The sequence below is a fragment of the Gordonia aichiensis NBRC 108223 genome (assembly GCF_000332975.1).
GTDB lineage: Bacteria > Actinomycetota > Actinomycetes > Mycobacteriales > Mycobacteriaceae > Gordonia > Gordonia aichiensis.
Genome location: NZ_BANR01000034.1, coordinates 1 through 22500, shown reverse-complemented (window position 1 = coordinate 22500; position 22500 = coordinate 1). Strand labels below are relative to the sequence as shown.

General features: G+C 66.5%; 23 protein-coding genes. 13 read left to right on the top strand and 10 right to left on the bottom strand.

Translation table 11 applies throughout. The features are described from left to right. The first annotated feature begins 15 nt into the window (after positions 1-15). Together GOACH_RS21235 and GOACH_RS21230 are read left to right on the top strand one after the other, a co-directional pair. Entirely contained in the window at positions 16-666 is a 651-nt protein-coding gene (locus tag GOACH_RS21235) for a helix-turn-helix domain-containing protein (RefSeq protein ID WP_245551986.1), read from the top strand. 283 nt (positions 667-949) lie between these two features. Next, positions 950-2443 (top strand): DEAD/DEAH box helicase, encoded by a 1494-nt coding sequence (locus GOACH_RS21230; protein ID WP_005179679.1) that lies wholly within the window; start codon positions 950-952, stop codon positions 2441-2443. Here the strand turns inward: GOACH_RS21230 and GOACH_RS21225 are convergent. The 4 genes from GOACH_RS21225 to GOACH_RS21210 form a co-directional block, all read right to left on the bottom strand. Next, a complete protein-coding gene (locus GOACH_RS21225; protein ID WP_005179675.1) occupies positions 2415-3230 on the bottom strand; it encodes a maleylpyruvate isomerase N-terminal domain-containing protein in 816 nt (271 codons plus the stop codon). The two genes, GOACH_RS21230 and GOACH_RS21225, sit on opposite strands and share 29 nt — an antisense overlap. 206 nt (positions 3231-3436) lie before the next feature. Continuing rightward, positions 3437-3937 carry a hypothetical protein gene (locus GOACH_RS21220; RefSeq protein WP_005179673.1) on the bottom strand — a complete coding sequence of 167 codons (501 nt, stop codon included), beginning with the start codon at positions 3935-3937 and terminating at the stop codon, positions 3437-3439. Positions 3938-3953: 16 nt separating this feature from the next. Beyond that, complete coding sequence (locus GOACH_RS21215) at positions 3954-5468, bottom strand: 4Fe-4S binding protein (protein ID WP_005179670.1); 1515 nt, start codon at positions 5466-5468, stop codon at positions 3954-3956. A gap of 67 nt (positions 5469-5535) precedes the next feature. After that, positions 5536-6558 carry an AurF N-oxygenase family protein gene (locus GOACH_RS21210; protein ID WP_005179668.1) on the bottom strand — a complete coding sequence of 341 codons (1023 nt, stop codon included), beginning with the start codon at positions 6556-6558 and terminating at the stop codon, positions 5536-5538. Positions 6559-6729: 171 nt separating this feature from the next. Here GOACH_RS21210 and GOACH_RS21205 point away from each other — a divergent pair, with 171 nt between their 5' ends. Beyond that, positions 6730-8589 (top strand): cation:proton antiporter, encoded by a 1860-nt coding sequence (locus tag GOACH_RS21205; RefSeq protein WP_005179666.1) that lies wholly within the window; start codon positions 6730-6732, stop codon positions 8587-8589. 135 nt (positions 8590-8724) lie between these two features. Here the strand turns inward: GOACH_RS21205 and rpsR are convergent, their stop codons facing one another. The 4 genes from rpsR to rpmB all read right to left on the bottom strand — a co-directional run bounded on the left by rpsR (position 8725) and on the right by rpmB (position 9804). Beyond that, the gene (gene rpsR / locus GOACH_RS21200; protein WP_005179663.1) at positions 8725-8982 is read right to left on the bottom strand and encodes a 30S ribosomal protein S18; all 258 of its coding nucleotides are present in this window, start codon (positions 8980-8982) and stop codon (positions 8725-8727) included. A gap of 116 nt (positions 8983-9098) precedes the next feature. Further along, a complete protein-coding gene (rpsN, locus tag GOACH_RS21195; protein ID WP_005179662.1) occupies positions 9099-9404 on the bottom strand; it encodes a 30S ribosomal protein S14 in 306 nt (101 codons plus the stop codon). After that, positions 9404-9568, bottom strand: coding sequence for a 50S ribosomal protein L33 (rpmG, locus tag GOACH_RS21190; protein ID WP_005179659.1), 165 nt, complete (start codon positions 9566-9568; stop codon positions 9404-9406). Before rpmG ends, rpsN begins: the two co-directional genes overlap by 1 nt. Continuing rightward, positions 9568-9804 (bottom strand): 50S ribosomal protein L28, encoded by a 237-nt coding sequence (gene rpmB, locus GOACH_RS21185; RefSeq protein ID WP_005179656.1) that lies wholly within the window; start codon positions 9802-9804, stop codon positions 9568-9570. Before rpmB ends, rpmG begins: the two co-directional genes overlap by 1 nt. A 174-nt stretch (positions 9805-9978) precedes the next feature. Here rpmB and mrf point away from each other — a divergent pair, with 174 nt between their 5' ends. The 3 genes from mrf to GOACH_RS21170 all read left to right on the top strand — a co-directional run bounded on the left by mrf (position 9979) and on the right by GOACH_RS21170 (position 13626). Further along, positions 9979-11304 carry a ribosome hibernation factor-recruiting GTPase MRF gene (mrf, locus tag GOACH_RS21180; protein WP_005179650.1) on the top strand — a complete coding sequence of 442 codons (1326 nt, stop codon included), beginning with the start codon at positions 9979-9981 and terminating at the stop codon, positions 11302-11304. Next, a complete protein-coding gene (locus tag GOACH_RS21175) occupies positions 11301-11561 on the top strand; it encodes a type B 50S ribosomal protein L31 (protein ID WP_005179648.1) in 261 nt (86 codons plus the stop codon). Before mrf ends, GOACH_RS21175 begins: the two co-directional genes overlap by 4 nt. A 274-nt stretch (positions 11562-11835) precedes the next feature. Further along, positions 11836-13626: an HNH endonuclease signature motif containing protein gene (locus tag GOACH_RS21170; protein ID WP_005179646.1), complete on the top strand. Its 1791-nt coding sequence runs from the start codon at positions 11836-11838 to the stop codon at positions 13624-13626. A 233-nt stretch (positions 13627-13859) separates the two neighbouring features. Here GOACH_RS21170 and GOACH_RS21165 read toward each other — a convergent pair whose 3' ends face one another. Further along, a complete protein-coding gene (locus GOACH_RS21165; RefSeq protein ID WP_245551985.1) occupies positions 13860-14117 on the bottom strand; it encodes a hypothetical protein in 258 nt (85 codons plus the stop codon). Positions 14118-14424: 307 nt separating this feature from the next. Here GOACH_RS21165 and GOACH_RS21160 point away from each other — a divergent pair, with 307 nt between their 5' ends. The 6 genes from GOACH_RS21160 (at position 14425) to GOACH_RS21135 (ending at position 19773) form a co-directional block, all read left to right on the top strand. After that, positions 14425-15288, top strand: coding sequence for a universal stress protein (locus GOACH_RS21160; RefSeq protein ID WP_005179640.1), 864 nt, complete (start codon positions 14425-14427; stop codon positions 15286-15288). Positions 15289-15390: 102 nt separating this feature from the next. Further along, positions 15391-15837 carry a redox-sensitive transcriptional activator SoxR gene (gene soxR, locus GOACH_RS21155; protein WP_005179638.1) on the top strand — a complete coding sequence of 149 codons (447 nt, stop codon included), beginning with the start codon at positions 15391-15393 and terminating at the stop codon, positions 15835-15837. A gap of 38 nt (positions 15838-15875) precedes the next feature. Beyond that, positions 15876-16871 (top strand): patatin-like phospholipase family protein, encoded by a 996-nt coding sequence (locus GOACH_RS21150; RefSeq protein WP_005179634.1) that lies wholly within the window; start codon positions 15876-15878, stop codon positions 16869-16871. A 4-nt stretch (positions 16872-16875) separates the two neighbouring features. Next, complete coding sequence (locus GOACH_RS21145) at positions 16876-18102, top strand: MFS transporter (protein ID WP_005179633.1); 1227 nt, start codon at positions 16876-16878, stop codon at positions 18100-18102. A 46-nt stretch (positions 18103-18148) separates the two neighbouring features. Continuing rightward, positions 18149-19384 (top strand): arginine deiminase, encoded by a 1236-nt coding sequence (locus GOACH_RS21140; RefSeq protein WP_005179630.1) that lies wholly within the window; start codon positions 18149-18151, stop codon positions 19382-19384. 8 nt (positions 19385-19392) lie between these two features. Next, complete coding sequence (locus tag GOACH_RS21135) at positions 19393-19773, top strand: GntR family transcriptional regulator (RefSeq protein WP_005179628.1); 381 nt, start codon at positions 19393-19395, stop codon at positions 19771-19773. Between the two features lie 45 nt (positions 19774-19818). Here GOACH_RS21135 and GOACH_RS21130 read toward each other — a convergent pair whose 3' ends face one another. After that, the gene (locus GOACH_RS21130) at positions 19819-21441 is read right to left on the bottom strand and encodes a dolichyl-phosphate-mannose--protein mannosyltransferase (RefSeq protein ID WP_005179626.1); all 1623 of its coding nucleotides are present in this window, start codon (positions 21439-21441) and stop codon (positions 19819-19821) included. Positions 21442-21470: 29 nt separating this feature from the next. On the opposite strand from GOACH_RS21130, the gene rsmI reads away from it, so the two are divergent. Next, entirely contained in the window at positions 21471-22346 is an 876-nt protein-coding gene (gene rsmI, locus GOACH_RS21125) for a 16S rRNA (cytidine(1402)-2'-O)-methyltransferase (RefSeq protein ID WP_040519395.1), read from the top strand. Positions 22347-22500 lie beyond the last annotated feature (154 nt).

The window sequence follows — 22500 nt, the reverse complement described above, 5'->3', positions numbered from 1 at the left end:
CACTATGATGAACATATGGCTACTGTTCGTCAAGATGAACACCCGGACGATATGCCGAACGGCGATACTGCCGATCATCTAGGCCGGTCGGTGGAGGCTCAAGGTGCCGACGGGACGTCGTCGGGTCCCACCGCGATCATCGCGGCCGCGCTCAAGCGGGAGCGTGCGCGTGTCGGTCTCTCGATCGGCGAGCTCGCGCGCCGTGCAGGGATCGGAAAGTCAACGTTGTCGCAGCTCGAGCAGGGTCTGGGCAATCCGAGCATCGAGACGGTGTGGGCATTGAGCGAGGCGCTCGGCCTCACCTTCTCCGACCTGGTCGACACCCCGCCACGTCGCGTGGAGGTGGTCAGATACGGGGACGGACCGGGCATTCCCTCCGCAACGGCCGAATACATTTCGACGCTGCTGTCGGCGGCCTCGCCGTCGGCGCGGCGAGACATCTTCTTGCTCCGTGCCGAGCCGGGGGAGCCGAAGGTGTCGCGGCCGCACGCGCGCGGCGTCGTCGAACATGTGGTTCTGGCTGCGGGTCGGGCGCTGGTCGGTCCGCTCGATGCGCCCGTTGAACTCGCGCCCGGCGACTACATCTCGTATCCCGGCGACGCCGACCACGTCTTCGACGCACTCGAGTCGGGGACGTTTGCAGTGCTGGTCAGCGAGGCTTTCTGAGCGAGGTCCCAGCGATCTCGTCCGCCGCGACGACGTGACCGTGCTCACCTTGATTCGACCGCATTGTCGACGGTCGCGTACGGTGTACCTATTGGCGTGCCCAGGCATTGCCAAAGCGTCGTAGATCGCAATTCTCGCGGCGGGTCCCCCGATACAGTTCAGGGGTCGACCTCCGCTCTTTGACTTCATACGGCGAAACGACTTCGCGCACCCGCGATTTCGCCACCACAGCACAGGCCGACGAGCCTTCAGTGCTGATGAGCACGTAGAGAGAACTTTTCACATGACTACATTTGCCGAACTCGGTGTACCCGCCGAGATCGTGAAAGTGCTTGCCGCGGACGGAAAAACCGAGGCATTCCCCATCCAGACCGATACTCTGCCGGTGACGCTCGACGGCGGTGACGTCCTCGGTCGTGGTCGCACGGGTTCCGGTAAGACACTTGCGTTTTCGATCCCGCTCGTGGCCGGGCTCGCCGAGCTCGACGTCGACCGCGTTCCTGGCGCACCGACCGGCCTCATCCTCGCTCCGACTCGCGAGCTGGCCACACAGATCGCCACCGCGGTCGCGCCGCTCGCGAAGGCCGTCGGCCTGACCGTGACGACGATCTTCGGCGGGGTCAAGCAGGCCCGCCAGGAGCGGGCGCTCGGGCGCGGCGTCGACATCGTCGTCGCATGCCCCGGACGGCTCGAGGACCTGATGCAGCAGCGCATCGTCCGCTTGGACAACGTCGAGATCACCGTTATCGACGAGGCTGACCACATGGCAGATCTCGGCTTCCTCCCCGGCGTCACCCGCATCCTCGCCGCAACGCCGGCCGACGGTCAGCGCATGCTGTTCTCGGCCACCCTGGATCGCGGCGTCGACAAGCTGGCCAAGCGCTTCCTCGACAATCCGACGATGCACTCGGTCGACGAGGCCACCTCGCCCGTCGAGGCCATGACGCACCACGTCTTCGAGATCGAGCACGCCGACAAGAACGCGATGATCGCCGAGCTCGCATCGGGCGCGGGTCGTCGAATCCTGTTCACGCGCACCAAGCACCAGGCGCGCAAGCTCGCCAAGAAGCTCACCTCCGACGGCATCCCCGCTGTCGACCTGCATGGCAATCTGTCTCAGCCGCAACGTGATCGCAATCTGAAGGCGTTCGGTGAAGGCGGCGTGCGAGTGCTCGTTGCCACCGACGTGGCTGCGCGCGGTGTGCACGTCGACGGCATCGAGCTCGTCGTCCACGTCGACCCGCCTGCCGAGCACAAGGCGTACCTGCACCGTTCGGGCCGTACGGCACGTGCGGGCAACGCAGGCGACGTCGTCACGCTGTGTCTGCCCGATCAGCGCCGCGATGTCGCGGGCCTGCTCGGCAAGGCGGCCATCAAGGTCAAGCCCGTTCGCGTGCGCCCGAGTTCGACCGAGGTCGACGACCTCGTCGGCGCGCGGGCCGAGCGCATCGAGCCGACACCGGAACCCGCTCGTCCGGCCGGACAGTCCCGACAGGGCGCTGCCGGTGGACGCGGTCGTGGTGGCTCCAACGGTTCACGACGCCGTGGTGGCGCGTCGCGCGACGCACGCGGCCAGCAGAGTTCACGTGGCTCGGGCCAGCGCGGTTCGGGACACGAGGGTTCGGGTCGCGGAGCGTCGAGTACACGCGGTTCGGGTCAGCGCGGTTCAGGCCAGGCACGCGGCGGTCAGTCGCGCGGCCAGCAGGGCGCCAACGCGCAGGGGCGCGGACAGCAGCGTGGCGGTCGTGTTAGGCATCAAGCGGCGCGAACCGCTTGACGAGATGGGTAGCGAGCCATGGACTGGTACCCCAGGCCATGGCTCGTCCCGTCAGTAACGCGCGGACGGGCGACATCCGGCCATAGCCGATCAATACCCCCGCGGCGGGCTTGACGCTCACATAGAGATCGGGGTCGGCGTGCTCGCCGGGATTGATCTCGAGGTGTCCGTCGGTGAACTGATAGACGAAGCGCTCGTCGGTTCCGCGGAACCGGATCTCGACCGTGGCGTCGGGCGACGACCCGGTGAGGTTGTCGTTCCAGCAGGGGAGCAGTTGATGTCTGCCCCGGGCGACCAGTGGCGCGACCTCGGGATCGAGCTCCCAGCGAGCGCCGATGGCCCGCGCGATGTCGTGGCCGTGCACGGTCATCTTGCCGATCAGAATGCCCAGTGCGGAGTCGGCGCGGACGCCCCGACCATCACCCTCGACAGCCATGACCGGTACGCGTGCACCGAAATGGCAGACCAGATTCAATAGCTCGTCGAGATCGTCGGCGAGTTTCTCCGCGAGTTTGTGAACGTCGCGGGTGGGTAGATTCGCGATCTGCTTGGCGTAGATGTCCTTGAGGTCGCACGCCTGGTTCGGCCAGGCCGTGGCGCCGCGGACGAGGTCGAGGTACCGGGCGGGCTCGCTGGCCACGTGCCCGACACAATCGGCGACGGTCCACGTCGAGCGTCTGCTGAGCGACACATCGGGGTTGTCGATGCCGCGCACGAGGTCGACGAAGCTCTGGGCTGTCGCGCGTGCGGCGTCGATATAGGCAAAGCGTGAAAGCGTGTTGTTCATCCCTGAAGCCACCCCCATCGCGGGATGACGATACTCGCGGGCGTATGACTATGCGACGTCCAAGCGGGGTCATTCAAACGGTGGAAACCGAATTGTGACATTGCGTCGATTCAGATACCGACGGTTTCGATGCGCGACCAGCGATAGTGCAGGTCACCGCAATTTTGCAGCTGACTCGCCGCGTCGGCGCGGCTTGCGTCGAATGACTAAGCAGCACCGAGGACTGCGGTGCGCACCGCAGCGAAGCAGTCATCGGCTTCGGGCTCTGGTCCGAGTCCGACACGGCAGGCAGTGCCCAATGGACCGTCCTCAGGAAAGCCCGACACCGTGAACCCGCGCTCGGCGGGATCGGCCGAAAGGGTGTCCGTCGGCGTCAGCGTGGCCTGTGCCAGCGGCACAGAGCTCACGACGACCCCTTTGCTCGACCCCACCACTTCGACGATCAGATGGCGTGGGGTCAGCACGACGAGCGTCCCGAAATCGGTGTCGTCGGTGTCGGGTTCTGAGCTCGGGGGCGCCAGTGGTCCCGGCGTCGCCGACTGCGAACTGCGGGTGACCCACGCGGGGGACTGGTCGTCGAGTTCGAGTCCCGCGTCCTTGACGTACTCACGGAGTCCCAAACGCATCTCCGTCGCGAGCAGCGGCAGGTTGGCTTCGGTGGTCGTGCGGTTGTACTCGGCCTGCTGAGTGGGTTTCGCGGGGGTCATACCGCGAATCTACCGGTCAGCGACCGGCCCGGAGCAGCGTTGCGCGGGGCTTGCGCGTCGGCCGCGACAGTAGGCCCGCCTCGAGATCTGCCAGCAACGACGCCACCGTCTCACCGGAATCGGTCTTGTTGGTGCCGATGAAGCCCGACGGTCCGCGCTTGATCCACCCGGTCACGTACATGCCGGCAACGGGACGGTCGGCGTCGACGACGCGTCCGGCGACGTGCGGGATGACCCCGCGCGCGGTGTCGAACGGAAGGCCATCGACGGGCCGGCCGCGGTAGCCGACCGAGGTGAGGATCAGGCCAGCGGGCAGAGTGGCGACGCCACCGTCAGGGCGTGTGACGACCAGTCCGTGTGCGGCGCCGGAGTTGTCGACCGATACGGCCTGCGGTGTCCGGTGGAACGCGAGTCGGATGTGCCGACCCGATACCGGCTCGGTGGTGGCGAGCTCGGCGAGAAGCTCGATCTTGGTGCGTGTGACGGGATCGAGGTCGAGGTCGCGAGTGCCAGCGAGGTCGTCGGGATCGGTGACCACCCGCACGCCGTTGTCGACGAGTCCGACGAGTTCGGGCAATGTGAAGGCCGCATGTGCGGGTCCGCGGCGTCCGAGGACGGTGATCTGCTCGATGGACGACGAGCGCAGCGCTTCGAGTGCGCGCGGCGTGATGGACGTGCCGACCAGATCGGCCGGGTCCTTGGCCAGGATGCGGGCGACGTCGAGGGCGACATTGCCGTTGCCGACGACGACCGCCGCGCGGTGCGAGAGATCGGGTCGCAGCGATGCGAAATCGGGGTGCCCGTTGTACCAGCCGACGAACGACGTGGCCGAGCCGACGCCCGGAGCGTCGACGTTGTCTATGTCGAGTCGACGATCCGTCGGCGCGCCGCCTGCCCAGATCACCGCATGATGCCGGGCCTGCAGGTCGTCGAGTGTCAGGTCGCGGCCGATCTCGGTGCCGAGCAGGATCTCGACGCGCGGATGGCGCGCGATGTCGTCGAAGAGATCCATGACACGTCGGGTACGCGTGTGGTCGGGTGCGACGCCATACCGTGCGAGACCGAATGGCTCGCGGAGTCGCTCGTACATCGTCACCGATACCGCGCTGTGTCGGAGCAGATCGTCGGCGGCGTACATGGCCGACGGACCCGATCCGACGATGCCCACTGACACCTGTTCGCTGACACCGAGCGCCCGGGGATGGTCGATCGGTGCGAGCGGGAGTCGCCGAACCGGGTTCACGGGGAATCGTGCATCGGTGAGGCCGAATTCTCCGTCTGCCGCGTACGCGAGGGCATTGATCTCCGCGAAACGCTCCTGGCCTGCGGGGATGCGGTGCGAGGGCACGATCGCCCCGACGGGGCACGCGCTGACACATGCGCCGCAGTCGACGCAGGTCGCCGGGTCGATATAGAGCATCTCCGAGGTGCCGAAGTCGGGTTCGTCTGGGGTCGGGTGGATGCAGTTGACCGGGCATGCGTAGACGCACGAGGCGTCGCCGCAGCACGACTGGGTCACGACGTGGGGCATGGGTGGCTGGTGCTCTCGGTGTCTGGGGCGTCGAGGTGGTCGGCTGTGGTGTCGAGGTGGTGGCGCGTCAGGCCGCGGTGTAGGTCGGCTCGCTGCGGAACCGCGACGACCGGCCCGAGATGCCCAGCATCCGCCACGCCACGCGTGAGACCGGATTCATCAGGCCGCACTGCTGCGCGAGCATGCGAACATCGCCGAAGACGTTGCGACGCACACGCTTCGACGACTCCGCGCGCCAGAAGATGTCGCGCATGACCTCGCGCGGGACGTCGAACTCATGCATGAAACTGCGAGGCGGGACCATGATCGCGCCCAGCAGGATGCGCATCGCCAGCGGGAACACGAGTGAGAGCACGAAGCGCTGGAACCGCCCCTTGCGGGCGACGTTCTCGCGGAGATGGTGATGTGCGAAGGAGATGTGCCGGGCCTCTTCGGCGACGTGTAGCTGCATGACGGCGGCCATGGCGGGGTGCAGGTCGGACCGCATGCGCAGGAAGTCTTTCTGCAGGTGGTCGATCGGCTCCTCGCCGCCGAGAATGCCGAAGAAGAAGACAGTGGGGAACGTCGTCGAGACGAGCGGTACCAGCGGGGAGATCAGCCGGTAGCCGAGCTTGGCCCCCGGTACGTCCATGCCGATCCGATTGACCAGTTCCTGGAACATCAGCGTGTGATTGCACTCCTCTTTCGATTCGTGCGTGGTGTAGCGAAACTCCTTGGCGCCGTTGGGGAGTTTGAAGCTGTACTGCATCAGTCCGCGGATCAGGATGGACTCGAACTGCAGCCCGACCTTGGCGACGTTCGCCTGCCGCCACATCCCGATGCGGATCTGCTTCTCCAGAGGCTGCTGCTGGTACCAGGGATGACGTCCGATCGGATCGACCTCGTAGTTGAGCACCCAGCGCGGATCGTCGGGGACGACGGCCATCTCGGGGGCGTCCCAGTCGATGTCGAGGTAGGGGTCGAAGTTGCGGTGCACCGACGCCGACGAGAGGTCGTCGAGGACCACCTCGTATTCGGCACGATCGAACCCGGGAGTGGTCTTTTCCGACGAAGCGGACTCGCTCGGGGTGTACCTCAATGCCTTCGTCATGGCTGTCGCCTTCCGCACAGTTGGTGGTCGTCTCGGCCGCTGACGTGACGTGTGGGCCGGAACACGTCGTAGGCTTTCGACGGTAAAGCGGCACGAATATGTTGTCAATACTCAATGGCACAATCCCGGATGGGACTGTGGCGGCGGGTGCGAGAGGAGGCGAGAGCTGCCATGGAGAAACTGCTGATCGTCGTCGCAGCAGTCCTGTTCATCGCGCTCGTCACAGACCTCGCTCCGCGTATCCGCGTTCCGGCGCCGCTGGTGCTGGTGTTCGTCGGAGCAGTCATCGGCATCATGCCGTTCGTCCCGGCGTTCCACGTCGACCCGGAATGGATCCTCGTCGGCGTGCTGCCGCCACTGCTGTACTCGGCGGCGATCGGTATGCCGACGATGGACTTCCGTCGTGACTTCACCGCGATCAGCACCCTGTCGGTGGTGTTGGTGATCATCTCCGCGCTGATCGTCGGGTGGTTCATCACGCTGGTCATCCCCGGGGTCACGCTGGCCACCGGCGTAGCGCTCGGCGCAATCGTGAGTCCCACCGATGCCGTGGCGACGTCGATCGCCAAACGCATGGGCGTGCCGCCGCGGGTCGTCGCGGTCCTCGAGGGCGAGAGCATGCTCAACGACGCATCTGCGCTGGTGCTGCTGCGTGCGGCGATCGCGGCGACCGCCACGACGATCTCGTTCTGGGGCGTCGCGCTGAACTTCGTGTGGGCGGTCGCCGGCGCCGTGGCAATCGGTGCGGCTGTCGGTGTGGCGAACCTGTGGGTGCGGTCGCGGATGCGTGACGCGACCGCGAACACGGTCATCTCGTTCACGGTTCCCTACATCGCCTACGTTCCCGCAGAGGCGATCGGCGCATCAGGGCTCGTGGCCGCCGTGACGGCGGGACTGATCACCGGCGCGGGGGCTGTGCGGTTCCTGACTCCACAGCACCGGATCTCCGACATGCAGAACTGGCGTGTCGTCGAATTGATCGCCGAGGGCGCAGTCTTCCTGCTGATGGGCCTCGAGCTCTTCACTCTCATGTCGGACGTGCACAACGACCACGAGGGCGTGCCCAACGCGGTGTGGATCGGATTGTCGGTGCTCGGCGTCGTGTTGGTGGTGCGTGCGCTGTACGTGGTCCCACTGGCGTGGTGGCTCGACCGCAAGCGACGCCGCGGTGACCGGATACGTCCCATGCTGGCCGATTTCACCGTCACACCCAGCGACGAGGTGGAACGTGGTGAGGACCATCGCGTTCGTCGCTGGTGGCGGAGGGCCTTTCGACGTCGGCGCCCGCGGGATGCCGCGCGACTCGCCAACGGAGACATGCCGCCGGTCTCCACCGACACCGCCGCACGGATCAATTCGCGGATCACCCGCACGCTCGCCGACATCGACTACTACGCCGAGGCGCCGCTCGGGCCGAAGGAGTCGACGATCATCGTGTGGGCCGGCATGCGAGGTGTCGTCACGGTCGCGGCAGCTCAGACGTTGCCGCTCGACACTCCCGGTCGGCCGTTGCTGGTGCTGGTGGCGTTCGTCGTCGCTGCGGCGTCGTTGCTCATCCAGGGGGGCACGTTGCCGTGGTTGATCCGAACACTCCGCATCAGCAACAACTCCGAGGAGGTACTCGCCGAGCGACGCCGACTCCGTGCCGAACTCGACGCCACGGCGCAGCAGGTGATGAGCGAGTCCGACACGGTCAGGCAGATTCCGTGGTTACGTCCTCGCCTCGAGCAGGCCAGTCGTGAGGCGGACGAGGACGCCGAGGCCGACGCGGTGACCGATCCCGACGACGCGCCCGGAGGGTCCGGGGCCGCGGCGGCCGGAGTGGTCCCCGGGGGCGCCAGTACCCCGTACGGGCTGAGCTTCGAGGAGCGGGTCCAGATCCGCAGGATGCGTCGCGAGATCATCGCGGCCCAACGCACGAGACTGCTGAGATTGCGCAGTCAGGGCGCCTACAGCTCATCTGCGTTGAGTCGCGCGCTCGGGCAGCTCGATGCCGAGGAGATCAGCCTCGACATGCAGCGGGGTTCGTGAGTTGGTCGGACTCGCTCGCCCGATTTCAGTCATCTCGACGAGCGCTCGGCGACAAAGTCGCAGGTCACGCCCGGACGTGTCGGGAAAAATGACTGAAAACGGGCGAGACGGTTGTCCGTGGACCGTTTTCGGTGGTCAGCGTCGAGAAATGAACGGCAGCAATGCCATCTCACGCGCGTTGCGGATGGCGGTGGCCACCTGGCGCTGTTGCTGCGGGGTCAGACCGGTGACGCGTCGACTCCGGATCTTGCCGCGGTCGGACAAGAACTTACGCAGCAGGTTGACGTCCTTGTAGTCGACCTCGGTCACGCCGAGCGCGTTGAGTTGGTTGCGCGTCTGCTTCGGCTTGGTGTCGGCACCAGGCCGGGGACGGCGCGGAGTTCGCTTCGCCATCTGCTCGAATCCTCTGTAGTGAACGGTTGTTCGGTGAACCTTGTGGTGGTGAATCGCGGAGGTGTCACCATCGGGGGCGACGACGCCGTGTGAGCGTCGTACACCCTCGACGGTACTCACCAACTCGACTTGTGGATGCCCGGTAGTTCGCCGCGGTGGGCGAGTTCACGGAACCGGACCCGCGATACGCCTGCCTTACCGACGTAGCCTCGCGGTCGCCCGTCGACGACGTCACGGTTGCGGACGCGCGTCGGGCTGGCATTGCGGGGGAGTGCCTGCAGATCGCGCTGGGCCTGCGCGCGCTGCTCGGGCGTCGCAGCGGGGTCGACGATCGTGCGCTTCAGCGCGGAGCGTCGTTCGGCGAAGCGGGCAACGGTCTCACGACGCTGCTCGTTGCGGATGATCTTGGACTTCTTCGCCATCAGCGATCCTCACGGAACTCGGTGTGTCGCTTGGCGATCGGATCGTACTTGCGGATCACCATGCGGTCGGGATCATTGCGGCGGTTCTTGCGGGTGACATAGGTGTACCCGGTTCCGGCCGTCGACCGGAGTTTGACTATGGGGCGGATCTCGTTGCGAGCCATCAGACTTTCTCTCCTCGTGCGCGAATCTGTGCGACCACGGCATCGATGCCCTTGTGGTCGATGGTCTTGATGCCCTTGGCGCTCACGTCGAGCGTCACGAAACGGCGTTCGCTGGGCAGGTAGTAGCGGCGTCGCTGAATGTTGGGGTTCCAGCGGCGTGAGGTCCTTCGGTGTGAGTGCGACACCTGTTTGCCGAATCCCGGTGCTCTCCCGGTGACCTGACATCGTGCGGCCACGACACAACCTCCTTGTTGAGAACGATTGGCATTAGTGCGGTATTCCACGCTATCGTGGCGAGAGAGTAAATGGAAATCGTTGCCAATAATCTGGTCGAAGAGGAGATGGTTGTGCAGGCCGATTCAACTGGTGGTCGACGCGGCGGACCGGTGCCGTCGAGGCCGCGTACGCCGATGACGCTGGTCACCGGACTCGACAGGGAGGCGGTGGCGCGCACCGCCGACGCGCTCGCGATGGCAGGCACCACGCTGGTCCACCATGACCTCTCATCGCTGCCCAGTGGGCGGGTGATGCGCACGACGCGCTCGATCGACTTCGACGGCGTCGAGCGTTGCGATATCCGGGAGATCTCGCTCGAGCACGGTTGTGTGTCGTGCACGCTGCGCATCGATCTACTGCCGCTGCTGCGCCGTCTGCACCAACGGACGACGGTCGAACGCATTGTGCTGCAGCTCGATCCGCTCATCGAGCCGGAGGCCCTGTGCTGGGCGATCGAGCATGTCGTCTGCTCCGACATGCCGGGCTTTCTCGACGCCCCGGCAGGCGATGACGTGGTCGTCGACGCGACGATCGCGTGCGTCTCGGAGATGGACTGGCTCGGTGCTGCGAGCGGTGACGTCACGCTCGATGAGGCTGGTGTCGCCGACGTCGAGGATGAACGCACTCTCGCCCAGGTCGCGGTCGGACAGGTCGCGTTCGCCGACGCGTTGGTGCTCGCGGGTGCCGATCCGACGTTTCGCGACGCGTGGACATCGGCGCGACTGATGGAGGTGCTGCGTCGCCTCGCACCATCGGCACCGATAGTGATGGAGTTGCCCCAGCGGCCGATCAGGCCGGGCATCGTGATGCAGCTGCTGCGAGCGATCGGCCCGACGGCACGTCGAGGCGCGATCTACGGACCGCATGATCCGTTGCTAAGCGGCGCTCCACCGCTGACCACCGAATGTGGCGTGACGCTCGCGCTGTTCGAGAGCGACCGCCCGTTCCACCCCGCACGGCTGCATGACGCTCTCGATCACCTGCTCGAAGGCGTCATCTGCTCACGCGGTCGCCTGTGGCTGGCAACCCGATCCGACGACGTGTTCTGGCTGGAGTCTGCCGGGGGCGCACTCCATGTCGAGGAGGCGGGGCGCTGGCTCGCGGCGATGTCGGCCGACGAGCGAGCCGAGGTTGACCCGGAGCGCCTCGCCCATGCGGCTGTGAGGTGGGACGAGCGCTTCGGCGACCGACACAGTGCGATGACGATTCTCGCGCACCGCGCGGACACTACCGAGATCGTGCAGACGCTGAAGGCTGCCACGCTCACCGACGCCGAGATGTCGGCGGGGCCCGATGCGTGGCGTAACTATGCAGACCCGTTCGGGACATGGCACGAGGAGCCATGCGCCGACACCGTCGCGCCCGACCCCGGGTTGTTGTCGATCACCGACCGACTCGAGGCCGAGGGCAACGCGCCCGACGACCGTCACTCCGATTCCGAGAAGGGGGATCATTCATGAAACCAGGCATCCATCCCGACTACCATCCGGTGGTCTTCTGCGACGCTGCGACGGGCACTCAGTTCCTGACGCGATCGACCGCGACGTCGTCGCAGACCGTGGAATGGACTGACGGTCAACACTATCCGTTGATCGTCGTCGACATCACGAGTGCGTCGCACCCACTGTGGACCGGCACCGCCCGCGTCGTCGACACCGAAGGGCGGGTCGAACGCTTCCGTCGTAAGTACGCGGGGCGGGGTAGTTTTCGCGGATAGTGCTGGCGGACAGGATAACTGGAGGGTGTGACATCTGTGTGAGCCTTCTTGAGGCAGTGTCCCCGGATTGATGGACAGTGTCCGATTAGTCGGGTAGTGTAGAACACATATTCGAGCGGCCGATCCGACGCTCAGCAGCGAGAAGTCATGGGGGTGACGACGCATGAGTATCGGTCATGGCGATGCGGACAGCCGCCCAGGTGTTTCTGAGAGTGATTGCGCGCCTTCGTTGTTGGCTGGCGAGTTGTTGGATGCTGCCGGGTTGGGTTGTGCGGTGGCGGGGTCTGCTGATGCGCGGGTGGCGGATGCGTTGACTCGTCTTGCTGAGGTGGTCGATGAGTTGGCCGGCTGTGATGTGTCGCAGCTGTCGGATACGGGTGTGGTGGAGGCGGCGCAGGTGGCTGAGCGGTTGGCGCGGCGCACCGCGGCAGCGGTCACCGATCGGCTGGTGGTGGAGGCATCGGATCGCACTCTGCCACGCGCGCTCGGCTACCGCGATGTGCGGGACTTCCTGGCCCACCGGTTGGGTGTCGGGGACCCGGCGGCACGACATCAACTCATCGCGGCGACGGGTTCGTTCACGTCGATCGTCGGTGAGAAAGAGCAACCACGCTGCCCGACGTTGGCACGGTATTGGGTTGATGGGCTGATAGCGCCGGCCCGCGCCCGGGCGGTGTTGGAGGTGTTGGGCCAGATCCCTCATCAGATCCCGGCCGATGTGCGGGCCGCTGCGGAAGCGCAGATGGCTGACTATGGGGTGCAGTTCACGCCGAAAGAAATCACCACTCTCGGTACCCGGTTGATGGCACATCTCGATCCCGATGGCACGGTCACCGACGACACCGACCGCAGGCGGCGTCGCCGGTTGTGGGTGAACCGCCAAGGTGCGGATCTGATGTCCCGGCTGACCGCTGATCTCGACCCGGCGACCCGCGCCCGCCTGGATGTGGTGCTGGATGCGTGGGCGGCACCCGGCATGAACAACCCCGACGACGACACCTCACCGGCCGGGCCGGTGGGCGAGGCTGACGCCGAACAGGTCGCCGAGGCAGCCGCACGTGATCAACGCTCACAAGCCCAACGCAATCACGACGCCGTATCGGCGTTGCTGTCGCAGGTGGTTGATGCCGGTGTACTCGGCCGCACACACCGTGGCCTGCCGATCCAGGTCATCGCCACCACCACCCTGGCCGAACTGCAGGCACACGCCGGGATCGCGCAGACCGCATCCGGGACCCTGTTACCGATCCCGGATCTGATCGCGATGGCCGCGCACTCGGCGAGCGGGGTGCACCCGTTCCTGGCGGTGTTCGCCGAGCACACCAGCGTGCCCTTGTATTTGGGGCGGTCAAAACGACTCGCCTCGCAGGGACAACGGTTGGCGTCGTTCGCGTCGGCGGGTGGTCGCATGTGTTCAGCACCCGGTTGTACCCAACCAGCCAGCCGGGTGGCGATGCACCACGCCGCCAAGGACTGGGCCCAGGGTGGGCGCACCGACATCGACCAACTGGCCCCCGCCTGCGATGTGCACAACAACCGGGTCGGACCCAAGCCCGGCCAGTACACGACCCGCATCATCACCGACGGCCCCGACACCGGACGGGTGGCGTGGCGGTTGAACACCGCTCCCGGTATGCCACCCAATCCTGAACACATCAACCGCGCCGCGGACGTCGCCACCGACTTCCGCGACCACCTCGCCACCACACGCGCCCAGGCGTCTACCGCCGCGGCCGGCACCATCACCCACCTCTCCGACCACCGCCGCCGACACACACGAACAGACACAGCTACAGATGCTGCGGGCGCTGGTGCGGTAGTCGATACAGGCACAGGTGCAGATGCTGCGGGTACAGGTGCTGCGCTATCGATCAGCGTCGTCGATCACCGACTCCTGACCGCGCTGCTCGACACCACGCCCGAGCACGCGGGTGACCGGCGCGTCGACATCACCTGGAACCCGCCCCGACCACTCGACCTCGACCCCGACCCACCTCCTGGCGGTGAACCACCCGGCAGCGAACCACCCGGCAGCGTCGACCCGCCCCTACCCGACGCCGCCTGACAGACCCGACCTGCCCCATCGAGCCACGGACCACCCCACACCCCGCCACCACACCACGTGGCGGGGCAGGAGTGCTTGTAGCAGCGGTGATCGTGATGGCGGCTGTAGCTGCCGGGAAAACGGGAAAGTCCTGCTCGCGCTGAATGATTCATGTCCGACGGCGCGGTGAGAGTGGCCCCAGTCCCTCAGTACCCCAGTCCCTCAGTCCCTCGGTACCTCAGTTCGTCAGCCCGTCAGTTCATCAGCAGTGGGGCGGTGCTGAACAGCACGATGATGAAGAAGGCGAGTTCGAACCACATCGCGCCCTGCCAGATCTGCCAGCGGCCTCCGGCGCGCCAGACCCGGTACGTCCGAACCGCTGTCGCGAGTCCTGCGATCAGCACCACGATCGGAGCGAGGATGAGCAGCAGAGTCCGGAGTCCGCCCGACGACGCTGCCGCGACCAGCACGATGGCGACCGCGAAGAACACGGTGACGACCACAGAGGTCACTGCGCGGCGAAAGTCACTCGGCTCGGAGGGCGTCGGGCTGCCAGTCGACTCGCTGTCACTGCCGGCAGGTTGATCGCCGGGCGAATTGTCTTGTGGCCCAGTCACTATCGGGTCACCACCAATCGGTTGGAGAGAAGGTCGCGGCTGTTCGCGATGCGGGCGGCGGTTCATCCACCGTACATCCGCCGGTCATCGCCGGGCAGCGGTCGACACGGTTGGGACCTTCTTCCATTGCCCTCGCAACTGTCGACGGGCACGATGGAAGGTGAGGGTAACTGAGCAGACTGTGTGAGGAGTTGGAGTACAGATGAACGCGATTCTCGTCGGCGTCGACGGTTCCGAGGCGGCAACGGCAGCGGTCCGTTGGGCGGCAAAGGAAGCCGAGCTCGAACATCTCGACCTCAAGTTGGTCGGGGTGTACGACGCAAGCACGAGTGACTACGCGCCAGGACTGATCATCCCGCAGGATGTCATCGACGCGATCCGCCAAGACGCCACAGACGCGGTGCAGAGCGCGGCCGCCGCAGCGAAAGAGACCGCCCCCGATGTCACGGTGCACACCTCGATCGTCGACGGTGACGCTGCCCGCGTGCTGCTCGAACTCGGCAAGGACGCATCGATGATCGTCGTCGGTACGCGCAAGCTCGGCAGTGTCCGTGGGCTGTTCCTCGGCTCTGTGAGTATCACCGTCGCAGCGCACCACCACGGGCGTGTCGTGGTGATCGACGGCGAGGGCAGTGCGGATGGTCCGGTCGTTGTGGGTATCGACGACTCGCCGGTGAGCGACGCCGCAATCAAGGAGGCGTTCCGGCAGGCGTCGCTGCGCAACGTCCCGCTCGTCGCCGTGCACACCTGGACCCCGCTCGACGTCGACGCTCTGCATGGCTACGGCATCGACCCCGACGAGGTCACCAGGATGTCGCAGGATGCGGTCGAGGCCCTCGCCGAGCGCCTCGCGGGCTTCGCCTCGGACTACCCGGACGTCACGATCGACCGGAAGGTGATCCCAGAGGATCCTGCCAAGGCCGTGCTCGACGCCGCGGACGACAAGGCGTCGCTGATCGTCGTGGGTAGTCGCGGCCGCGGCGGGTTCAAGGGCCTGTTGCTCGGCTCGACCAGCCAGAAGGTGCTGCGTGAGGCCAACGCCCCGGTGATGGTCGTTCGGAACTGATGTGATCGGCAGCTGATCGAGAGCCCGATATCGGGGCTCGGTAACGAGCTGACTCGCGGATAGGCGACTTCAAGTGAACTTGAAGTCGCCTATCCTCGTTGTATGGGCCTCAAGAAGATCGAACTGTCCGTCGGAGAACTGGCTCAGCGCGCGGGTATCGCACCGTCGGCCGTGCGGTTCTACGAGGACCAGGGGCTCATCTTCTCTCGACGTACCTCCGGCAACCAGCGGCGTTATCACCGCGCGATGCTTCGGCGGGTGGCGTTCATCCGTGCCTCGCAGGCCGCGGGGATCCCGCTCGCGGTGATCGGCGAGGTGTTCGACGAACTCGGCGATCACGAGTCACCATCACGTGCGATGTGGGAGGCCGCGTCGCAGCGGTGGATCGCCGACATCAATCACCGGATCGACCTACTCGAGACCATGCGCGACATGATCGGCTCGTGTGTGGGCTGCGGCTGTCTCTCGCTGGGAGCATGCCATCTGCTCAACCCTGGTGACGAACTCAATCGGCAGGGCGCGGGGCCGCGTCGGCTTCCGATCGACTGACGCATGCGGCGTCGGACCTCATCGTTAGGCTGAAGATCATGGCAAGACCGTCTCGCGTGGCGCTCGCTCTGGGCAGTGGGGGAGCTCGCGGTTACGCGCACATCGGGGTCATGAACGAGCTCGACGCCCGCGGGTACGAGATTGTCAGCGTCGCCGGGTCGTCGATGGGGGCACTGGTCGGCGGACTCTACTGCGCCGGTCATCTCGACGACTACGTCGACTGGATCAGTGGACTATCCCAACTCGACGTGATGCGGTTGCTCGACGTCTCCCTGTCCAAACCGGGCGGCATGATCGGCGCCGAGCGCATCCTGGCTCGGGTCCGGGAGATTCTCGGCGACACGATGATCGACGATCTCGAGGTCCCGTTCACCGCGGTCGCCACCGATCTCGCGGCCGGACGGCCCGTGTGGTTCCAGAAGGGCAGTCTTGTCGACGCGATCCGGGCATCGATCGCGATCCCCGGGGTGATCCGGCCACACGAGGTCGACGGCCGACTACTCGCCGACGGCGGTATCCTCGATCCGCTTCCCGTGGCCCCGACCTCAGCGGTCAGCAGTGACGTGACGATCGGCGTGGTGCTCGACGCCGACGACGGAGCCGAACACGGCGCGAGCCGCGCGCCCAAGACGAAAGGTGTGATCCGCCGCAACATCACCCCGCTGCTCGAGAACGACTGGGTGCGGTCAGTACGCGAACGCTTCGGTACCGAGGCCGACGGCACAGGACTCGACGACCAGGGCGAGGCAGGCGGGGCGCCCGACGGCGAGACGCAGTCGGGGGCAGTTGAGGTGGACGACGACTCCGGTGCCAGGGCGGCGCCCATGGGCAGGATCGAGATCCTGCTGCGGTCCCTCGACATCATGTCGATCGCATTGACGCGCTATCAGATCGCAGGCTATCCGCCCGACATCCTGATTCGCGTGCCACGGAAAGCCGTGCGCACATTGGACTTCCACAAGGCGACGGAGATGATCGAGCTCGGTCGCGCACTGACCGCCGAAGCGCTCGACAAGCTGCCGGAGGAGCCGTGATCGAGTGAAGCAGATTCCTCGCGGAATCTGGGTGCTGCTGGCTGCGAACGTGGTCATCGCGCTCGGGTTCGGTCTCATCGCGCCCGCGCTCCCGTCCTTTGCTCGCAGCTTCGACGTCGGATACACGGCGGTCTCGGCTGTGGTGTCGGCGTTCGCGGTGATGCGGCTGATCTTCGCGCCTGCCACGGGCCGCCTGGTCACGGTCCTCGGCGAGCGCCGCATCTACCTGACAGGGCTGCTGATCGTCGCGGCCAGCACTCTGGCATGTGCGTTCGCGCAGAACTATGTTCAGCTCCTGCTGTTCCGTGGTGCGGGCGGTATCGGGTCGACGATGTTCACGGTCTCGGCCATGGCGCTCCTGATCAGGCTGTCGCCCAACGAGATTCGTGGCCGAGTATCCGGCTTCTTCTCCGCGGGCTTTCTGATCGGCAACATCACCGGGCCACTGATCGGCAGCGCGCTGGTCGGGTTCGGACTGCGCATGCCGTTCGTGGTGTACGCGATAGCGCTGCTGATCGCCTCGGCCGTCGTCGCCACGCAATTGCGCGACACCGCACAACCCGAGGCTTCCGACGTTCCGCAGCAGGGCGCCATGTCGTTGCGAACCGCATTGCACGACAGCGCCTACCGCGCGATCATTGCGTCGAATTTCACGCAGGGCTGGGCGTCGATGGGCGTGCGTGTCGCTGTGGTCCCGCTGTTCATCACCGAGGGGCTCGACGAATCGGCCTCGATGACCGGCGTCGTACTCGCTGTCTACGCGGCGGGAAACGTCGCGGCTATCCTGATCGCGGGCAGGTTGTCCGACCGACTCGGTCGTCGACCCGTCATGCTGCCCGGCCTTGCGATCATGGCGATCTCGACGGCGCTGCTCGGGTTCTCGCCCAACATCATCGTCGCGTTGGTGCTGTCGTTGTTCGCCGGTGTGGGGTCGGGCCTGTTCGCCCCGACACATCAGGCCGCCCTCGCCGACGTCCTCGGCGCGCGGCGCCAGGGTGGCTCGGCGCTCGCGGCCTACAGCATGTCGTCGGATCTCGGTGCTGTGACCGGTCCGATCGTCGTCGGCTTCGTCGCGGGGAGCGTCGGATTCGGTCCGGCATTCGTGTTGACGGGAGCGGTGGCGGCCGTCGCGTTCGTGGTCTGGCTGTTCGCGCGTGAGACCGCACCAGACGTGGTCGGCGCGAGTGCGCGTCTGCGTCCCGCGGACGACATCGACCCCGACGCTCCCTGAGGCGCGGTGCCGAGCGTGCTCGGTACTCGGCGACTAGATTTGATACATGCCTGCGTCGACTGCCAGCGGTGATTACACCCTCGGTTCGAACACCGAGGTCGGCCGACTACGTGCGGTGATGCTGCACCGCCCCGGCGACGAACTGCTCCGCCTCACCCCACGCAACAGCGACCAACTGCTGTTCGACGGATTGCCCTGGGTCGCCCGCGCTCAGGAGGAGCACGACGAGTTCGCCGCTGCACTCACCGCGCGCGGCGTCGACGTCTTCCTCCTCGGCGACCTCCTCACCGAGACTCTCGACCACAGCGGGGCAGCGCGCATCCAGGGCATCGCGGCTGCGGTCAACTCCCGACTGCTCGGACCGCATCTTGCCGAAGAACTGGCCGGGTACCTGCGGGGACTGTCGGCGCCCGAACTCGCCGATGTGCTGACCGCGGGTATGACATTCGACGAACTCCCGTTGACTCCGGCCGCCGAGTCGTCGTCGCTGGTACGTCGAATGCATGTGGGTCCGGAGTTCGCGATCGCGCCGCTGCCGAATCTGCTTTTCACCCGCGACAGTTCGTTCTGGATCGGGCCCCGGTTCGCGATCACCTCGCTCGCGTTGCCCGCTCGGGTGCGCGAGACCTCGCTGACCGACCTCATCTACGCACACCACCCGCTCTTCACGGGTGCGCGGCGCGCATACGAATCGCAGGTCGCGCCGGTCGAGGGCGGCGACGTGCTGCTGCTCGCACCCGGTGTGGTCGCCGTCGGCGTCGGTGAGCGCACGACACCTTCAGGCGCAGAAGCCCTGGCGCGCAGCCTGTTCGCCGACGGACTGGCGCACACCGCGCTCGCCGTGCCGATCGAGCAGCAGCGTGCCTTCATGCACCTCGACACCGTCTGCACCATGGTCGACGCCGATGCCGTGGTGATGTACCCGAACATCCGCGACAGCATGTCGGCGTTCACGTTGCGCGATCTCGGCGACGGAGACGTCGACGTGAGTGGCCCACGACCGTTTGTCGACGCGGCAGCAGAGGCCATGGGCATCGGCAAACTCCGCGTCATCGACACGGGACTCGACCCGGTCACCGCAGAACGCGAGCAGTGGGACGACGGCAACAACACTCTCGCCGTCGAACCGGGCGTGGTGGTCTCCTATAACCGCAACGTCGAGACCAACCGTCGACTCGTCGATTCGGGTATCGAGGTGATCGAGATCGAGGGTCGTGAACTCGGTTCGGGCCGCGGCGGTCCGCGGTGTATGTCGTGCCCGCTGTCGCGGGATGCGCTCTGAGGTCGACGATGGAACTCGCTGCGAGACTCCGCATCGACCCCGCCGCCGATCGCGCGCCATTCGAACAGATCCGCGTGGGCGTCATCGACCTCGTGTCGCGCGGTGAATTGCTTGTCGGAGAACGACTTCCGACGGTGCGCGCGTTGGCTGCGGACCTCGACCTCGCTCCGAACACCGTTGCCCGCAGCTATCGCGAACTGGAGGCCGCGGGGATCATCGAGACCAGGGGACGTCGCGGTTCGTTCATCCGGGCGGGCTCGAACACCACACTCGACGACGCGCAGCGCGCCACCGTCGAGCACGTCGCTGCGTTGCGCGCCATGGGGATCGACGACGCGACGATCGTCAACCTCGTTCGACGGTCCGTCGGCGACGACGACGCCGGTTGAGCGGACCCGCTGCCGATACTCGCCGACGCCGCTCTGCTGGTGAGCTCAACCCCAGCTCGGCAGCCAGATCTGCTGATGCCACTGCTCGGGCGAAATGGGGCTCGCGGTGAGGATGGGCCACAGCCAGGCGAAGTTCGCGACGACCAGCCCGATGTAGATCGCCACGACGATGATGCCGAGCACCTGCCGCTCCGGTCTGGGTCTCTCGGGCGACGATCGGGTCGCGCGCAGGATATCGCCGCAACACAGTGCCAGACCCATCACGAGGAACGGCGCGAGGACAGTCGCGTAGAAGAAGTACATCTGTCGGTCGAGTTCGGCGAACCACGGCACAAACCCTGCCGCGTACCCGACGACGACCGCCGCGTAGCGCCAGTCGCGTCGGATCAGCCAGGCCCACAGACCCCACAACAGCATCGGAATTGCCAGCCACCACATCGCCGGTGATCCGATCAGCATCTGTGCACGGACGCATTGGCCGCCACCGCACTGATCGGGTCCGTTTTCGAGGGCGTAGAGCATGGGACGCAGGCTCATCGGCCACGTCCACGGCTTCGACTCCCACGGGTGGTGGTTTCCTGCCGAGTTCGTCAGCCCCGCGTGGAACTTGAGCACGCCCGCCTCGTAATACCAGAGCGATCGCCACGCACCCGGAACCCAGGCGAACGGACCGCCGGTGCCGATTGTGTTGCCGACCTGATATCGATACACCGATGTCTCGCTGGTGAACCACGGGACGAAACTCGCGAAGTAGATGGCGATCGGCATGACGGCGAGGCTGGCCACTCCCGGCACGGCGTCGCGGACTAGCGTGCCGGCCCAGGGGCGTCGAACGTGGTACGCCTTGCGCGCGGCGACGTCGAATCCGATCACCAGCAGGCCGAAGAAGATGATGTAGTAGATCCCCGACCACTTCGTCGCGCAGGTCAGACCGAGCATCACGCCCGCGGTGAAGCGGTACCAGCGGAAGCCCAGGCGGGGACCGAACGCGGAGTCGTTGATGCGTCCGTCGAGGTAGACGTTGAACATTCGTTCACGAACCTGGTCGCGGTCGGCGATGATCGCGGTGAATGCGGCGACGACGAACAGGCACTGGAAGATGTCGAGCATGCCCATGCGTGACTGCACGAACAGCACACCGTCGCAGATCGCGAACACCCCGGCGATCGCTCCGACGAGTGTCGAGCGCGCCATCCGACGCACGACGCGATAGATCATCACCACGATCGCGACGCCTGCGATCGCGGACATGACCCGCCAGCCGAGCGGGGAGTATCCGAACATCCACTCACCGACGGCCAGCAGCCACTTCCCGACGGGCGGATGTACGACGAGGCCGTATGCCGGGTTGTCCTCGATCCAGTTGCCGCCGGTGAGCACCTGCCAGCCCTGCGGCACGTAATGCTTCTCGTCGAAGACCGGTGTGCCCTGGTCGGTCGGGTGGTTCAGGCCCCAGAAGCGGGTGCCGATCGCCACCAGCGTGATGATCAGACCGACGATCAGCCCCCGCGCGCGATCGGGTGCGCCGAAGAGCGGCAGCTCGATCTCGGGGTCCGGACGCACCCGCGTCGACCGCAGTGCGGCCACCTTGAGCAGGCGTCTTGGAGGTGGCGACGGATCGGCGGCGGGCGCAGCGATGGGTCCGTCGACGATGGTCACCCGGCCCATCGTAATGTGCCGCTCGTACAGTGACTCGCATGAATGCCGCTCCGGAGCCGTCCGACACCGAGCCGGGCACCGGTCGACTCGTGCTCGCCGCGACCCCGATGGGACAGGTCGACGATGCGTCCTCGCGGCTTCGGCAGGCACTGGCGAGCGCCGACATCGTCGCCGCCGAGGACACTCGACGCACCCGCGCGCTGGCCCAATCGCTCGGCGTCACGATCACCGGGAACGTCGTCAGCTACTACGACCAGGTCGAGGCCGCACGCACCCCCGCTCTTCTCGACGCCATCCGCGAGGGCCGCACCGTGCTGTTGGTCACCGATGCGGGGATGCCGTCGGTCAGCGACCCCGGACACAAGATCGTTGCCGCCTGTGCCGCGGCCGGGCTCCGGGTCACTGCGTTACCCGGACCGTCGGCGGTCACGACCGCGCTCGCCGTGTCGGGCCTGCCGTCGGATCGGTTCTGCTTCGAAGGCTTCGCGCCCCGCAAGCATCAGGCGCGGTTCGACTGGCTGACCCAGCTCGTCGACGAACCGCGCACCGTGGTGTTCTTCGATTCGCCGCATCGCCTCGCCGACACCCTCGCCGACGCCGTCGAAGTTCTCGGACCTGACCGCGATGCCGCAGTCTGCCGGGAGCTGACCAAAACCTACGAGGAGATCCGCCGCGGTTCGCTCGCGGAGCTCGCGCAGTGGGCCGCCGCGGGCGTGCGGGGCGAGATCACCGTCGTGTTGGCGCCGGGGGAGCGTCGAACTCCCGCCGTCGACGACCTCGTCGAGCAGGCCGAACAACTCGTCGCCGAAGGGCTACGACTCAAAGAGGCCTGCGCGCAGGTCACCGAGGGAACCGGCGTCTCGCGCCGCGACGTCTACGAGGCCGTGCTCGCCGCGCGCTCGGAGACCGACTGAGAGCTGCGGCGGCGCGTCGACGCTTCGGCGCGAGAAGTAGGGGAAGGGTGCGCGGCGGGGGTTTCCGCGTGTTGTTGACGTTTCCCCGGGAGGTTTCGCGGGGAAGGGTGTGAGGGTAGGGGAAGGGTTTCTTCCGCTGGTTTCTGCGCCGCGG

Coding starts and splice junctions, on each gene's coding strand:
- GOACH_RS21215 (WP_005179670.1), bottom strand. CDS start 5,468: ATGCCCCACGTCGTGACCCAGTCGTGCTGCGGCGACGCCTCGTGCGTC.
- rpsR (WP_005179663.1), bottom strand. CDS start 8,982: ATGGCGAAGCGAACTCCGCGCCGTCCCCGGCCTGGTGCCGACACCAAG.
- rpmG (WP_005179659.1), bottom strand. CDS start 9,568: ATGGCTCGCAACGAGATCCGCCCCATAGTCAAACTCCGGTCGACGGCC.
- GOACH_RS21205 (WP_005179666.1), top strand. CDS start 6,730: ATGGAGAAACTGCTGATCGTCGTCGCAGCAGTCCTGTTCATCGCGCTC.
- GOACH_RS21150 (WP_005179634.1), top strand. CDS start 15,876: ATGGCAAGACCGTCTCGCGTGGCGCTCGCTCTGGGCAGTGGGGGAGCT.
- mrf (WP_005179650.1), top strand. CDS start 9,979: ATGACGCTGGTCACCGGACTCGACAGGGAGGCGGTGGCGCGCACCGCC.
- GOACH_RS21230 (WP_005179679.1), top strand. CDS start 950: ATGACTACATTTGCCGAACTCGGTGTACCCGCCGAGATCGTGAAAGTG.
- rpsN (WP_005179662.1), bottom strand. CDS start 9,404: ATGGCGAAGAAGTCCAAGATCATCCGCAACGAGCAGCGTCGTGAGACC.
- rsmI (WP_040519395.1), top strand. CDS start 21,471: ATGAATGCCGCTCCGGAGCCGTCCGACACCGAGCCGGGCACCGGTCGA.
- GOACH_RS21225 (WP_005179675.1), bottom strand. CDS start 3,230: ATGAACAACACGCTTTCACGCTTTGCCTATATCGACGCCGCACGCGCG.
- GOACH_RS21160 (WP_005179640.1), top strand. CDS start 14,425: ATGAACGCGATTCTCGTCGGCGTCGACGGTTCCGAGGCGGCAACGGCA.
- GOACH_RS21220 (WP_005179673.1), bottom strand. CDS start 3,937: ATGACCCCCGCGAAACCCACTCAGCAGGCCGAGTACAACCGCACGACC.
- soxR (WP_005179638.1), top strand. CDS start 15,391: ATGGGCCTCAAGAAGATCGAACTGTCCGTCGGAGAACTGGCTCAGCGC.
- GOACH_RS21140 (WP_005179630.1), top strand. CDS start 18,149: ATGCCTGCGTCGACTGCCAGCGGTGATTACACCCTCGGTTCGAACACC.
- GOACH_RS21130 (WP_005179626.1), bottom strand. CDS start 21,441: ATGGGCCGGGTGACCATCGTCGACGGACCCATCGCTGCGCCCGCCGCC.
- GOACH_RS21135 (WP_005179628.1), top strand. CDS start 19,393: ATGGAACTCGCTGCGAGACTCCGCATCGACCCCGCCGCCGATCGCGCG.
- GOACH_RS21235 (WP_245551986.1), top strand. CDS start 16: ATGGCTACTGTTCGTCAAGATGAACACCCGGACGATATGCCGAACGGC.
- GOACH_RS21175 (WP_005179648.1), top strand. CDS start 11,301: ATGAAACCAGGCATCCATCCCGACTACCATCCGGTGGTCTTCTGCGAC.
- GOACH_RS21210 (WP_005179668.1), bottom strand. CDS start 6,558: ATGACGAAGGCATTGAGGTACACCCCGAGCGAGTCCGCTTCGTCGGAA.